Raw genomic sequence first — 13,353 nt, 5'->3', positions numbered from 1 at the left:
GTATCACAAGAGTTGGGAATAATAGTATGATTTAATCGTAAAAGCAATACCAGAATGATGCGGTATATGTGCCGCCTTTGTGCCTACGGTGACGGCACTGTGGCTTTTCTTTGTTGCAAGGGTGCGGAGTTTTTGCTACATTTCCAACTTTGGCGCCGGGTCGGTCCCGGTAGCGCGATAATCAAAGGAGTTAATGCATGATCAAGATTTTCGATGCCCTCTTTGGCATGTTTTCTAATGATCTGGCCATAGATCTTGGCACGGCCAACACCCTCGTCTACCTAAAAGGGAAGGGGATAGTGGTGCGTGAGCCGTCGGTGGTCGCGGTACAGAAGATGCAAAACGGCCAGCAGAAGGTGCTCGCGGTCGGTATGGAGGCCAAGAAGATGCTGGGCCGTACCCCCGGGACCATTACCGCCATCCGTCCCATGAAGGATGGGGTCATCGCCGACTTCGACATCACCGAGGAGATGCTGCGCTACTTCATCCACAAGGTGCACAACAGGAAGACCCTGGTCCGCCCGAGGATCGTCATCTGCGTCCCCTCCGGGATCACCCAGGTGGAAAAACGCGCCGTCAAGGAAAGCGCCGAATCCGCTGGGGCCCGCGAGGTTTACCTGATCGAGGAGCCGATGGCGGCCGCAATCGGGGCGGGGCTTCCCATCACCGAGGCATCCGGCAACATGATCGTCGACATCGGGGGCGGCACCACCGAGGTCGCAGTGATCTCCCTGGCCGGCATCGTGTACACGAAGAGCGTGCGCGTCGGCGGCGACAAGATGGACGAGGCGATCGTGCAGTACATCAAGCGCAAGTACAACCTGCTGATCGGCGACCGCATGGCCGAGCTCATCAAGATAGAGATCGGCGAGGCATACCCCGGCACCCAGCTTTTGCACATGGAAGTGAAGGGGCGCGATCTGGTCTCCGGCATTCCCAAGACCACCGAGATCGACTCCAACGAGATCCGCGAGGCGCTCAGCGAGCCGGTGACCGCCATCGTGGACGCGGTGCGCAACTGCCTGGAGCGTACCCCGCCCGAGCTTGCTGCGGACCTCGTGGACAAGGGTATCGTGCTGGCCGGCGGCGGCGCGCTCTTGCGCAACCTCGACGTGCTGCTGCGCGAGGAAACCGGCCTTCCGGTGGTTACCGCCGAAGACCCGCTTTCCTGCGTCGTGCTCGGCTCCGGCAAGGTCCTCGACGAGCTGGCGCTGCTTCGCAACGTCGCAGTCAGCTCCTAGGCGCCCTTTTCTTACACAACATGCTTGTCAGCCTGGGGGATTGTCATGACCGACGCCATCATAGACGTCATCATACCCGTTTGGAACAGGCCCGACGAGACCCGGAACTGCCTGGTCACCCTGATCAACCACACACCCGGCGCCCGATTCATCATGGTGGACTGCGGGTCCGAGCGGGATACCGAAAGGCTCCTGCAGGAACTTGCCGACAGCCTGGACGACCGCGCGTTGTTGATGCGCGATGACAGCAACATAGGTTTCGTGCCTGCTGCAAACCGCGGTTTCGAAAGCTCCGAAGCGCCGTACCTCGCTTTGGTGCGCAACACCAGCCTGGTGAGCGCGCGTTGGCTGGAGCCGCTATTGGCCTACGCCCAGGAGCATCCCGAGGCGGGGATTCTGCTTCCGTGTCTCGATCCGGGCGAGGAGTGCGATGTCCCGACCGAACTGGAACGGGGCTCCTTCGGCGCCATGGTGATCAGCAGGGAACTCTATCGCCAGATCGGAGGTCTCGACGAGGGGATGGACGGCGGCGTGTGGTGCCTCAAGGACTACACCCGGCGCGCCAACGCCAAGGGGTTTGTCACGGTGCAGGTGCCGACCCCGGTGGTGCACCACCAGGAAGAAGCCCGGCTCGGCTCCGAGCAAAGGCGGCGCGAAACGCAGCAGCGGAGCATCGCGCTGTTCAGGGAGCGCTGGGGCGTGGGAGGGAGCTACATCCTCCATGTACCCAAGGGGGTCGAAGTCGAGCTTTTGGGCGAAAAGCTGCAGTGGCTGGTAAAAGGGGCGCGGCGCGACGACAGCTACACCGTGCTCTTGCCGGCCTCCTTGAACCAGGCCGCCCAGCAGGCGGGATTCGGGAAGCTGCACGAGCACGTCACCTTGGTGCCGCTCCCGAGGCTTGCCTGGGACGGCATGAAAAAACGCCTCTTCGACAAGATCGCGTCCCAGAAACCGGGGACCACACCGGTCACCGCAGTGGATGGCATACCCTTCCCCTGGAGCGAGCGGTACCTGTCCTTCTCCGAGCTTTGCGAGAGGATCAAGGCCCGCTACCAGTAGTCGCGGTCTCGCTGAGGCTTGTATATCCAATGCAGGAGGGTAGTGGATGCTTGTAGAGATAAAGGCCCAGCTTAAGGCCCATTGCGAAGTCATGACGGCGCTTCAGGGGGAGTTGTCCCCCGCAATAGAGAGCGCCGTTTCGCTTGTGGTAGACGCCTATAAGGCGGGGAACAAGCTCCTGGTTATGGGAAACGGCGGGTCTGCCGCCGACGCCCAGCATTTCGTGGCAGAGATGGTCGGCCGCTTCAAGCTGGAGCGGCGCGCGCTTCCCGCCATCGCGCTTCACACCGACACCTCCATCCTTACCGCCATCGGCAACGACTACGGCTTTGACCGGATCTTCTCCCGTCAGGTCGAGGCTCACGCCGCGGCGGGCGACGTCGTGGTGGGGATCTCCACCTCCGGCAACTCCCCCAACGTCCAGCTTGCCCTGGAACTCGCCCGCGAGAAAGGGTGCCGCACCATAGCGCTCCTCGGCAAAGACGGGGGGAGCATCAAGTCGGTGGCCGAACTCCCCCTCATCGTTCCCAGCAACGACACCCCCCGCATCCAGGAAGGGCACATAACCATCATCCACATCATCTGCGACCTGGTAGAGCGGGAGCTTTTCGTGAAGGGCAAATAGGGCGCGGGGGAACCATGGCGAAGCACAGGGCGGTTTTTCTCGACCGCGACGGGACCATCAACGTCGAGGTGCAGTATCTGAGCAAGGTGGAGGAGTTTGAGCTCATCCCCGGTGTTCCCTTTGCGCTCAAGCGGCTCAAGGAGGCAGGGTTCCTCCTGGTGGTGGTGACCAACCAGTCCGGGATAGGGCGCGGGCTCTACGACGAGGCGGCGCTCCACGACATCCACGACCACATGCACGAGGAACTCGCGCAGTACGGGATCAGCATCGACGCCTGCTACTTCTGTCCGCACCACCCCGAGCACGGCACCGGCGACTACCGCAGGGAATGCGCCTGCCGCAAGCCCCTTCCCGGGATGCTGGAGCAGGCCGCGGCCGACCTCGACATCGACCTTTCCCGTTCGTACATGATAGGCGACAAGCTAGGGGACGTGCAGGCGGGGTTGAATGCGGGTTGCACCTCCTTGTTGGTCTTGACCGGGTACGGTAGCGGAGACGTGTCGCGCCTGCCGGCGGGGGTAGAGTCGTACGTAGACTTGGGGGCGGCGGTAGATGCCATCCTCGAAAAACATGAGAAGGTCTGAGAGAACCTTAGAAGCCCGAAACCCAAACCATTAACAAGGAGAAAATCTGAGGACTTCTGAGGAAAACCAAAACCTGAGAGAATCTTAGAGTCTTAAATCCTTTTGGTTTTACCCATTCGTTTTTGCCTTTCTCACTCCGGGGCTAATGGTTTAGTTTTTCACATTTTAATGTTTTTTGGGTTTTCTCTTCTTTTTGCCTTTCTCAGATTTTCTCCCAAACTCCTTGTTAATGGTTTTGGGTTTTTTGTTTGAAAGGTTTTCGATGAAGCCTTATCACGAGATATTCCCCAAGGCGGACCCTCAGTTCATCACCTTGGAAATTCCGCGCAAGACCGGACGCATCCCGAAGGGGAACTACCGCTTCCTCGAACAGTACTGCACCGACCCCGGCGACGATTGCCGCCAACTCCTTATCTCGGCCGTTAACGAAAAATCACGCCCCAAGGCGAACATCCGCTTCAGCCTCGATGCCGCCGGCGCCTTCACCGGCCCCTACCTGGATCCCGCCAGCTACCAGTCTCCCTACGCCGCAGATCTCGCCCAGGCCTTCACCGACATGCTCAACGCCCGCCCCGAGTGGCTGCAGCGCATCCAGCGCCGCTACCAGAAGGTGCGCGAACTCGCAGACAAAAAGCCCTACGCAGGGAAGCCTTTCCCCAAGCCGGGAGACATCCCGTACCAGCTGATGCCCCCTCCGGAACTTGAGGCCGTGCTGGAGGAGTCGCTGAAACACGCCCGCCCCGGCGCGACGCCTTCGTCCCCTGCTGCCAAACCGCCTGAAAGCGGCCTCGAACCGGGAAGGGGAGGCGCCCCCGACACGAAACCCGACGCCGGCTCAGCCACCGGGATGCAGCGCTTCGTCGACCTATACGCCAAGGCCCAAGCCGCGCCGGTGGGCGCTCTTTTGGCCGTCCAGGAAGAACTGCGGCGGCACCTTCTGGCTGATCCCTTCGCCGGGGAGGAGCTTGCCGCCCTCCTCCCGCCTTTGTGCAGACGCTCGCCCCAGGACGACGAGAAGATCGACGCCGCGCTCAGGCTGCTCCGCGACATGCTCGATTTTTACCAGGTGGAGATCGAGGGGGGGAGGGGGGGCGCCAGGCGTCAGATGGAACGGTTCCAGGGTGCGCTGGCGCGGCGCGTGATGATGGAGAACCAGGACGTCGACCTCTCGCTGGCGGTGGTCCGCATCCTGTCGCAGAGCAGGGTCGAGCCGATTGCCGAGCTGCGGGACGCGGAAAAGAGGATCCTAGGCACCGGTGCCGGCCGCACCGACCTACAGGGAGCTGAAGCGGAGGATCTTTTGACCGGTATCGCCCGCAGCTTGAAGGCGATGGGGGTGTCTGCACCGTTCGAGGGGGCGGACGAGATACTGAAGCTCTCCGCGGCTAGCGACCCCGAGCTCCGCGCGCCGGTGATCTCCGAGCTGATGACGGCGGACGACCCTTTCCTGCGGGAGATCGCGACGCTGATGCTCTTCCACCCCGACCCGGCGCACGCCCTGGAGGTGTCCCGGCTCCTCGTATCCATCGAGGGGTGTCGGATCAGCCCGGAGACCTTGAGGCGGCTGATCATAGCCCGCAACTGGTTCCCAATCGAGATACGGCGCAACGTGGACCAGGCCATAACCAACGCCCGCAAGGCGCGGGTTGAGTGCGCGCCGCTACCCAAACCTCCGGCTCTTGTCGTGTACGCCTCCGGCATCGACGGCTCCGGCGCACAAAGGTTCCAGGTGCTGCTCAAGGAAGGCGCCGCTTTCTGTTCTTGCTCCATCGTTTTGCAGGAGGGGAATGGCGTCGCCGACAGTTCCGTCAACCGCTTCACATCGCGGGCGGAAAAAGACAGATTTATCGCCGGCCTCACCGGCGGCTTCTCCTACCTGGAACAATCGTCCCCGCAGTATCTCGACCTGCGCGTCTGCCAGGCGCTGGCCGACGGCGTCTCCAACGGCGTCGCGCCCAACCACTGGTTTGTGAGGATTGCCGAGCTGTTCGGGCGCGACCGGTGGAAAGGAACCCCACTCGATGCAGGCAACGAATTGCTCCTCCTGCGCGACGAGATCGACTCCCTCAACCCGGCCCTGCTCGAGGAAAGCGAGTATCTCGCGGCGCTGGAAGAATCGGGAGAGTGGCCGGTCGCCTTCCCCGCCGTTTTAGGCAGTTGGGCCGAGACCGGAGATGCGGTTGGGCGTGAAGTCGAAGCGGCAAAGAAGGGGAGGGGGAGCGGGAGGGATGCCCAGGCTATTGAGCGCGTACTGTCGAACCTGATGGAGCCAAGGCGCGACGCATGGCTGGACCGGCTGGTTGTCGACACGCTTTGGCTGCGCCAGGCCCGGAACGCACCGCTCAACTGGCAGCGGATGTACCATGTCGCGCAGGCTGTTGCCGATCGCACCTTGGCGCTCAAGGAGATCCCGCTGATGTCGGCTGTGGCGCGCTGGACGGTGGAGCAGTACCGCGCGAAGGGCGTGGGGGGGAAGGAAAAGGGGAAAGGCCCGCGGTGACCGCGATTGCACCCATCTATCTTCCCGTGCTCTTCGCAACAGGAGCAGCCGCGGGGCTCATCGATTCCATAGCCGGAGGAGGTGGGCTGATCACGGTCCCGGTGCTGCTGGGACTGGGGCTTCCGCCGCAGGCAGCGCTGGGGACCAACAAGCTGCAGGGTAGTTTTGGCTCCTTCAGCGCCATGGTCCACTTCGTCCAGGCTGGGACGGTAAACCTATCGGACGCCGCTGCCGGGGCGGCCTGGACTGCCGCCGGCGCCATCCTCGGCTCCTATACGGTGCAGCAGTTGGATCCCGGCTTCCTGAAGCAGGGGATACCCTTTCTGCTTATGGCCATCCTCTGTTACACCATCTTTACGCCCAGGTTAGGCGCCGAAGAGGTTCACCCCCGGCTTTCCAGGGGACTCTTCTATGCGGTAGCCGGGCTGGCGCTCGGTTTCTACGACGGCTTTCTCGGCCCGGGCACCGGCTCCTTCTGGGTGATGGCCCTGATGCTCGGGCTCGGCTTCGACATGCGCAAGGGGACCGGCTACACCAAGGTCTTCAACTTCGTCAGCAACATCGTGTCGCTGGCGGTCTTTCTGGCGGGAGGAGAGGTGCTGCTCCTGCCGGGGGTGGTGATGGGGGTGGGGCAGGCCGTTGGGGCGAGGGTAGGGGCGAGGCTCGTGATCAGGAAGGGGACCCGGTTCGTGCGGCCGGTCTTCATCTGCTCGGTGCTGGCGGTAACGACGAAGCTCTTCTGGGACAACTACCTGCGCTGAAACTTAAAGCAAAGGCACTCACCACAGAGGAACACAGAGGAACCACAGAGGAAAAACAAAATACAGGCAACTTCAAAGGCATTTAACGCCCAAACTGCTTCTGGTTTACCCCTAAAGCTTTTTTGCAGTTATCCCCTTTATCCCCTTCATCCCTGTTCCACGTTTTTAAGGTTTTTGTTTTCCTCTGTGTCCCTCTGTGTCCTCTGTGGTGAAAGCCTTTGTTTGTGATTATATGGCGCGGATGCTGCCGGCCTCGTCTTCGCTTCCTACGCTCGATGCTTCGAGCTCCTGTTCCAGGTGCGCGATCATCTCGCTCACCTGCTCCAGGTAGACGGCGGGGGCGCGTTCCATGGCGCGCAGGGCGGAGTCGAGCCTCCTGGCCGCCGAGATGCCTGCCTTGAGCGGCGCCAGCGGGTTCACCTCTTCCCTTAAGGCCGCCACTTCCTTGAACTTCTTCAGCACGGTCGGGTGGCTGCGGTCCTCTTCTACCACGCGCTTTCTCAGGTCGCCGTACTCCTCTTCGGTAAAACCCTTCTCTTCCTTGGCCTGGCGCAAGAGGTCGATGGAGCGGTAGTCGGGAAGCGGCTTCAGCTCCTCGCGCCGGTCTATCAACTGGGGCTCCTCCTTTTCCATGAAGCGGTAGGCCATGGTGAGCTTCTCGGCGGTCCCCCGCTTGATGCGGATCTCCTGCACGCAGTACTCCTCGAAACTACCGTAGCCCCACTCCCTAAAGCGTGCCCTCTTGCTCACGTCCAAAAGCTTTTCGCCCAATTCGACCCAGGACGATTTGAAACGCTTGGCCCGGTCCAGCACCTCGTAGCGCTCCGTTCCCGGCTGCAGATGCTCCATGATGGTTTCGATATGTTTTTCGCTGCTCGATTTCGGCGTATCCGACATCTTTTCCCTCCGTAGCCCGAGGAGCCTTGGCCGGCTCAAAAGGGCAGCTGGAAATTATCAGAATCCGTCCGCTTTTTGAAGTTTTTTATCTTGGCTGCAAAAGGGAATCGCGTTAAACTTTGCCATCCAAAAATAAGCCAGCCCCCGTTACTGGAAGTCCTTGCAGCTTCCGTGCGGGCGGCCGAGGTCATAAAAGGAGACAGACATGGAACAGCGTCTGACTGAGATGGAGATGCTGATCATGCATCAGGGTCGCATCATAGATCAATTGAACGAAGTAGTTACCGGGCAGCAGACCATGATCGACCACCTCACCCGGGAACTGAAACTGATCAAGGAACACCTGCGCGGATTGGCCGCCTCGGACACGAGGCTTCCCTCCGAAGAAGAGCCCCCGCCGCATTACTAAACTAGATTGGGGCTAACCGAACCGGAAGACAGGACGGTTTCGCCTGCAAGCTAGCGCATCACGTGAAGGGACTACAGATTCTATGAACAAAGTTCGCCTTGGCAGCACCGGTTTGGAGATCAACCCCCTCGTTTTCGGCACTCTCCCCTTGGGTCCTTTGCAGGCAGGCCTCTCCCCCGACGAGGGGGGGAGGCTGATCCGCTACGCGCTGGAGCGCGGCGTCAACCTCTTGGACACCGCCGAACTGTACCAGACCTACCCGCACATCCTCTCCGCTTTATCCGGGTTTACCGGCGAGGTTTACATCGCCTCCAAGACCCACGCCAATACGGCTGAGCAGGCACGCGCCCACGTCGAGCGCGCGCTGAAGGAACTGGAGTTGGAGCGGTTGGACATCGTGCACCTGCACGGCGCCAGGGTCGCCGACCCGTTCGTAGAGCGCCCCGAGGTGATCGAGACGCTGCTCAGGATGAAGGAGGAGGGGAAGATCGCCCACGTAGGCCTTTCCTCCCATTTCGTCGGCGCCATCAGGAAGTCGGTGCAGCATCCCGAGATCGAGGTGGTGCATCCCCTCATCAACCGGGCCGGCATGGGGATCATCGACGGCACGCAGAATGAGATGGCCGAAGCCATAGCCGCCTGCGCCGATGCCGGCAAGGGAGTCTATGCCATGAAGGCGTTGGCCGGCGGCAACCTCATCTCCTCGGCGCGGGAGAGCCTGCGCTACGTGCTCGGGGTGCGCGGGGTCCACGGCGTGGCCCTGGGGATGCTTTCCGAACCGGAGATCGACGGGAACCTGGCCCTGTTCCACGATGACCGCGCCGATGAAGCGCTCTGGGAAAAGCTGGAGGGGAGAAGGCGCAAGCTCGCCATCATGGAGGCGTTTTGCAAGGGGTGCGGCGCCTGCGTCCCGGCCTGCACCAACGACGCGCTGAGGCTCGTGGACGGAAAAGCCGTCGTAGACGAGGCCGAATGCATTCTCTGCGGCTACTGCGGCGCTGCCTGCCCGGAGTTCATGATCCGGGTGGTGTAAAAAAAAGGCGGAAACCTAAAGGCGGAACACAGAGGTCGCGGAGGTTCACGGAGGTCACAGAGGTTTTTTTTGTGAAACCCCAAAAAAGGCACTCACCACAGAGGTGCACAGAGGAACCACAGAGGAAAGACAAAAGGCTTAGTTTTTAATTCCCCTTTTCCACTGTGCCCTCTGTGTTAAATCTTTTGGCTTTTGTTCTTTGGTTTTGTTTTTCCCAAGAATAGGGTTTGTGACTTTCCTGTTTCTGCTTTTCCTCTGTGTACCTCTGTGTCCTCTGTGTTGCATGCTTTTGCTTCTGTTTTTCGGAGTTTAGCTGTTTATGATTAACGGAACTGTTTTTAACCTGCAACGCTACTCGCTGCACGACGGCCCCGGCATCAGGACTACGGTGTTCCTGAAAGGGTGCCCCGCGCGCTGCTGGTGGTGCCACAACCCGGAAAGCCAGTCCCCCCTCCCGGAAATCGCCTTCTCTCAAAACCTCTGCATCGCTTGCGGCGCCTGCCGCCCGGTTTGCCCCAATCTCCTCTCCCGTGAATCCTGCAGCGGTTGCGGCGCCTGCGCCGACGCCTGCCCGACCGGCGCGCGCGAACTGGTGGGAAGGGTGATGTCGGTTGAGGAGGCGATGGGAAGCGTCCTGAAAGACCGCTTCTTCTATGAGGATTCCGGCGGCGGGGTCACTTTCTCGGGAGGGGAGCCGCTCTCACAGCCGCAGTTTCTCAAAGCGCTCCTCGCCGCCTGCCGCGAAGAGGAGATCCACACCGCCGTCGACACGGCCGGGATCTGCGCCCCCGAATCGCTCCTCGACATCGCCCCGCTTACGGACCTCTTCCTCTTCGACCTGAAGTGCGCTGCCCCAGAAAGGCACCGTGAGGGGACCGGCGCCGACCATGCGGCGATACTGGAGAACCTGGAGCGCCTCGGCCGGGCGCAGGCACGGATCTGGATCAGGATACCCGTGGTCCCCGGATTCAACGATTCGGTTAAGGAGATGGAGGCCCTGGCGGCGCTTGCCGCGCGGGTACATGGGGTGCGCCAGGTGTGGCTACTCCCATACCACGGGAGCTGGGGCGCCAAGCCCGCGCGCTTCGGGCTGGAAGCGGCCCAACCGGCGCAAGAGGCCATGGCGCCCTCGCAGGAGAGTTTGGAACATTATGCCCGACTGTTCAGGGACAAAGGGCTGGATACGCGTATAGGGGGAGCTTAGATGACCGGAAGAACTGAACGTCTGCGGCAGGAGAGCCTTGACGCCGAGGCGGCGATTTCGGCGGAGCGCGCGCTGCTCCTCACCGAGTTTTACCGCGAGAACGAGGGGCGCTGGTCCATCCCGGTGCTGCGGGCCAAGTCCTTTTACTACCTCTGCGAGAAGAAGACCATCTATCTCGGCGACGGGGAACTGGTGGTGGGGGAGAGGGGGCCTGCTCCCAAGCTGGTTCCGACCTACCCGGAGCTTACCTGCCACTCGCTTAAGGACCTGCGCATCCTGAACTCGCGCGAGAAGACCAGCTACCGCGTCGACGACGCCTGCCTCAAGGCTTACGGGGAGACGGTGATCCCCTACTGGAGCACGAGGTCGCTTCGGGACAAGATCTTCCGGGAACTCCCCGAGGAATGGCACGAGGCCTACCAAAGCGGCATCTTCACCGAGTTCATGGAGCAGCGCGCCCCCGGGCACACGGTGTTGGACGACAAGATCTACAATAAGGGGCTCCTCGATTTCAAGAAGGAGATAGCGGACGCCATCGCCGCGCTCGATTTCGTCAGCGATCCGAACGCCTGGTCCAAGCGGGAGGAGCTGAAGGCGATGGATATCTCCTGCGACGCCGTCATCCTTTTCGCCGAACGCCACGCGAAACTTGCCGAAAGCATGGCCGCGGCGTGCGCCGATGCCGTCCGCAAGCAGGAGCTCTTGAAGATCGCCGCCAACTGCCGTTGGGTTCCGGCGCACGCCCCTACCGATTTCTTCGAGGCGCTGCAGTCCTACTGGTTCTGCCACCTGGCGGTCATTACGGAGCTGAACGGCTGGGACGCCTTCAGCCCCGGGCACCTCGACCAGCACCTCTACCCTTTCTACCGGGACGGGCTCGCCGCCGGCACCCTGAAAAAGGAGGAGGCGCGCGAGCTCCTCGAATGCTTCTTCGTCAAGTTCAACAACCACCCCTCGCCCCCCAAGGTGGGGGTGACCGCGGCCGAGAGCGGCACCTACACCGACTTCGCCAACATCAACCTGGGGGGGCTTCTCCCGGACGGCTCCGACGGCTCCAACGAGGTGTCGCATCTGCTTCTGGACATCATCGACGAGATGCACCTGTTGCAGCCTTCCAGCAACATCCAGCTCTCCCGCAAGTCCCCCGACCGCTTCCTGAAGCACACCTTGAGGGTGGTGCGCAAGGGGTACGGCTTTCCATCCATCTTCAACGCGGACTCCGTGGTCGAGGAGCAGCTGCGCCAGGGAAAGACGCTCGCGGACGCCCGCGCAGGGGGGTGCAGCGGCTGCGTCGAGGTCGGGGCGTTCGGCAAGGAGGCCTACATCCTCACCGGCTACTTCAACCTGGTGAAGATGCTGGAACTGGCGCTGCACGACGGCGTCGACCCGGCAACCGGCGCCCAGCTGGGGCCCGCTACCGGTAAAACGGAGAGTTTCGCCTGCTTCGACGACGTCTTCGCCGCCTTCACCAGGCAGCTCGCCCATTTCATCGATATCAAGATCCGCGGCAACCGCCTCATCGAGATGATCTACGCAGGCCTCATGCCCGCTCCGTTTCTGTCGGTTTTGACCGATGACTGCATCAGCCGCGGGGTGGATTACAACGCGGGAGGTGCCAGGTACAACAACAGCTTCATCCAGGGGGTGGGGATAGGGAGCATCACCGATTCGCTCTCCGCCATCAAGGAGCACGTTTTCCAAGAGAAGGCGGTCTCGCTCCCCGACCTGGTGGCCAAGCTCGATGCGGACTTCGCTTCGGACGAGCCGCTCAGGCAGCGGCTTTGGAACCGGACCCGCAAGTACGGCAATGACGACGACTTCGCCGACGACCTGATGCGGCAGGTCTTCGAGGCCTTCTTCCAGCAGGTGGACGGCAGGCCCAACACGAAGGGGGGCGTGTACCGCATCGAGATGCTCCCGACCACCTGCCACGTCTATTTCGGCTCGGTCACCGGGGCAATGCCCGACGGCAGGCGCCGGGGCGCTCCCCTTTCCGAGGGGATCTCGCCGGTGCAGGGGGCGGACCGCCAGGGACCTACCGCCGTCATCCGTTCGGCCGGGAAGATGGATCACATCCGCAGCGGCGGCACCCTTTTGAACCTGAAGTTCTCCCCGACGCTTTTAGCCGGGGAGGGGGGCGTCGACGGACTGGCGGCGCTGGTGCGCAGCTACTTCAGGATGGACGGCCATCACGTCCAGTTCAACGTGGTGGACGTGGAGACGCTGAAAAGGGCGCAGGCCGATCCCCGGCAGTACCGTGACCTGATTGTCAGGGTGGCCGGCTACAGCGATTACTTCTGCGACCTCTCCGAGGAGCTGCAAAACGAGATCATAGCCAGGACCGAGCACACGTCCCTGTGAGCGCGGCGACAGCCAAGGAGGGAACATCATGGCCGTAGAACCCGGACGCTACCGGCATTACAAGGGGAATTTCTACCAGGTCATCGGCACCGCGCGTCACAGCGAAACGGACGAGATGCTGGTCGTCTACCGGCCGCTTTACGGGGAAGGGGGTCTCTGGGTGCGGCCGGAGCCCATGTTCCTGGAGCAGGTGCAGGTGGACGGCGCCTTCGTGCCGCGCTTTACCCGCTGCGATGGCCAGGATCCCTCCACCCCTTAAATGGCTCCTCAGGGCAATAGTCGTCCTCTCCCTTGGCAGCTTCCCACCCCCTAATCCCTCCTTTATACCCTCACCCCAACCCTCTCCCAGAGGGAGTGGGGGCAATTGGTTTTAAGATCACTGAGAAATTTCCACCTAATCTCTGCGTTATAATGCGTCCCTCCTTTGGCAGCTCCCACAGGTGCTTTCGATCTCTCCGCTGCACCTCCTCATAACTCTAACCTGCTTTGTAAATATTTGGTTACAAAACCAATAGTCAATTCTAATTGACTTATCATAGTGAAAAGTGTAATTGAAAAACATTTCTTAAGTTCTCTCACCAAGCAACCGAGAAGGTCATTGGATCTTTCTGAAGAGGCCGGAACTTTTTGTCAGTGGCTGTTCTTGTTGGATGATTTTAATTGTTGTGGAATGCTGCTC

Annotated in this window: 12 protein-coding genes; 11 read left to right on the top strand and 1 reads right to left on the bottom strand. The window is 61.3% G+C overall.

The features are described 5' to 3' along the window. Positions 1-197 precede the first annotated feature (197 nt). The 6 genes from GBEM_RS12535 to GBEM_RS12510 all read left to right on the top strand — a co-directional run bounded on the left by GBEM_RS12535 (position 198) and on the right by GBEM_RS12510 (position 6,770). Positions 198-1,241 (top strand): rod shape-determining protein, encoded by a 1,044-nt coding sequence (locus tag GBEM_RS12535; protein ID WP_012530940.1) that lies wholly within the window; start codon positions 198-200, stop codon positions 1,239-1,241. A gap of 45 nt (positions 1,242-1,286) precedes the next feature. After that, a complete protein-coding gene (locus GBEM_RS12530) occupies positions 1,287-2,300 on the top strand; it encodes a glycosyltransferase family 2 protein (RefSeq protein WP_012530939.1) in 1,014 nt (337 codons plus the stop codon). 46 nt (positions 2,301-2,346) lie between these two features. Continuing rightward, positions 2,347-2,925, top strand: a complete 579-nt coding sequence (gmhA, locus tag GBEM_RS12525; RefSeq protein ID WP_012530938.1) for a D-sedoheptulose 7-phosphate isomerase — start codon at positions 2,347-2,349, stop codon at positions 2,923-2,925. 14 nt (positions 2,926-2,939) lie between these two features. Continuing rightward, positions 2,940-3,509 carry a D-glycero-beta-D-manno-heptose 1,7-bisphosphate 7-phosphatase gene (gene gmhB, locus GBEM_RS12520; protein WP_012530937.1) on the top strand — a complete coding sequence of 190 codons (570 nt, stop codon included), beginning with the start codon at positions 2,940-2,942 and terminating at the stop codon, positions 3,507-3,509. Positions 3,510-3,771: 262 nt separating this feature from the next. Beyond that, positions 3,772-6,009 carry a hypothetical protein gene (locus tag GBEM_RS12515; protein WP_012530936.1) on the top strand — a complete coding sequence of 746 codons (2,238 nt, stop codon included), beginning with the start codon at positions 3,772-3,774 and terminating at the stop codon, positions 6,007-6,009. Next, positions 6,006-6,770, top strand: coding sequence for a TSUP family transporter (locus tag GBEM_RS12510; RefSeq protein WP_012530935.1), 765 nt, complete (start codon positions 6,006-6,008; stop codon positions 6,768-6,770). Before GBEM_RS12515 ends, GBEM_RS12510 begins: the two co-directional genes overlap by 4 nt. A 228-nt stretch (positions 6,771-6,998) precedes the next feature. Here GBEM_RS12510 and GBEM_RS12505 read toward each other — a convergent pair whose 3' ends face one another. Continuing rightward, positions 6,999-7,667 carry a hypothetical protein gene (locus tag GBEM_RS12505; RefSeq protein WP_012530934.1) on the bottom strand — a complete coding sequence of 223 codons (669 nt, stop codon included), beginning with the start codon at positions 7,665-7,667 and terminating at the stop codon, positions 6,999-7,001. A 205-nt stretch (positions 7,668-7,872) separates the two neighbouring features. On the opposite strand from GBEM_RS12505, the gene GBEM_RS12500 reads away from it, so the two are divergent. From GBEM_RS12500 to GBEM_RS12480, 5 genes are all read left to right on the top strand, one after another. Beyond that, the gene (locus GBEM_RS12500) at positions 7,873-8,076 is read left to right on the top strand and encodes a SlyX family protein (RefSeq protein WP_012530933.1); all 204 of its coding nucleotides are present in this window, start codon (positions 7,873-7,875) and stop codon (positions 8,074-8,076) included. An 82-nt stretch (positions 8,077-8,158) separates the two neighbouring features. Beyond that, positions 8,159-9,109, top strand: coding sequence for an aldo/keto reductase (locus GBEM_RS12495; RefSeq protein ID WP_012530932.1), 951 nt, complete (start codon positions 8,159-8,161; stop codon positions 9,107-9,109). Between the two features lie 319 nt (positions 9,110-9,428). Then, complete coding sequence (locus tag GBEM_RS12490) at positions 9,429-10,313, top strand: glycyl-radical enzyme activating protein (protein WP_012530931.1); 885 nt, start codon at positions 9,429-9,431, stop codon at positions 10,311-10,313. Continuing rightward, the gene (gene hypD / locus GBEM_RS12485) at positions 10,314-12,674 is read left to right on the top strand and encodes a trans-4-hydroxy-L-proline dehydratase (RefSeq protein ID WP_012530930.1); all 2,361 of its coding nucleotides are present in this window, start codon (positions 10,314-10,316) and stop codon (positions 12,672-12,674) included. Between the two features lie 28 nt (positions 12,675-12,702). Beyond that, the gene (locus GBEM_RS12480) at positions 12,703-12,933 is read left to right on the top strand and encodes a DUF1653 domain-containing protein (RefSeq protein WP_012530929.1); all 231 of its coding nucleotides are present in this window, start codon (positions 12,703-12,705) and stop codon (positions 12,931-12,933) included. The last annotated feature ends 420 nt before the right edge of the window (positions 12,934-13,353 follow it).

Origin of the sequence: Citrifermentans bemidjiense Bem (assembly GCF_000020725.1) — a bacterium.
In the GTDB taxonomy this organism is placed as follows: domain Bacteria; phylum Desulfobacterota; class Desulfuromonadia; order Geobacterales; family Geobacteraceae; genus Geomonas; species Geomonas bemidjiensis.
This window is presented reverse-complemented; position numbering and strand designations above follow the sequence as displayed.

Coding starts and splice junctions, on each gene's coding strand:
- GBEM_RS12535 (WP_012530940.1), top strand. CDS start 198: ATGATCAAGATTTTCGATGCCCTCTTTGGCATGTTTTCTAATGATCTG.
- GBEM_RS12530 (WP_012530939.1), top strand. CDS start 1,287: ATGACCGACGCCATCATAGACGTCATCATACCCGTTTGGAACAGGCCC.
- gmhA (WP_012530938.1), top strand. CDS start 2,347: ATGCTTGTAGAGATAAAGGCCCAGCTTAAGGCCCATTGCGAAGTCATG.
- gmhB (WP_012530937.1), top strand. CDS start 2,940: ATGGCGAAGCACAGGGCGGTTTTTCTCGACCGCGACGGGACCATCAAC.
- GBEM_RS12515 (WP_012530936.1), top strand. CDS start 3,772: ATGAAGCCTTATCACGAGATATTCCCCAAGGCGGACCCTCAGTTCATC.
- GBEM_RS12505 (WP_012530934.1), bottom strand. CDS start 7,667: ATGTCGGATACGCCGAAATCGAGCAGCGAAAAACATATCGAAACCATC.
- GBEM_RS12500 (WP_012530933.1), top strand. CDS start 7,873: ATGGAACAGCGTCTGACTGAGATGGAGATGCTGATCATGCATCAGGGT.
- GBEM_RS12495 (WP_012530932.1), top strand. CDS start 8,159: ATGAACAAAGTTCGCCTTGGCAGCACCGGTTTGGAGATCAACCCCCTC.
- GBEM_RS12490 (WP_012530931.1), top strand. CDS start 9,429: ATGATTAACGGAACTGTTTTTAACCTGCAACGCTACTCGCTGCACGAC.
- hypD (WP_012530930.1), top strand. CDS start 10,314: ATGACCGGAAGAACTGAACGTCTGCGGCAGGAGAGCCTTGACGCCGAG.
- GBEM_RS12480 (WP_012530929.1), top strand. CDS start 12,703: ATGGCCGTAGAACCCGGACGCTACCGGCATTACAAGGGGAATTTCTAC.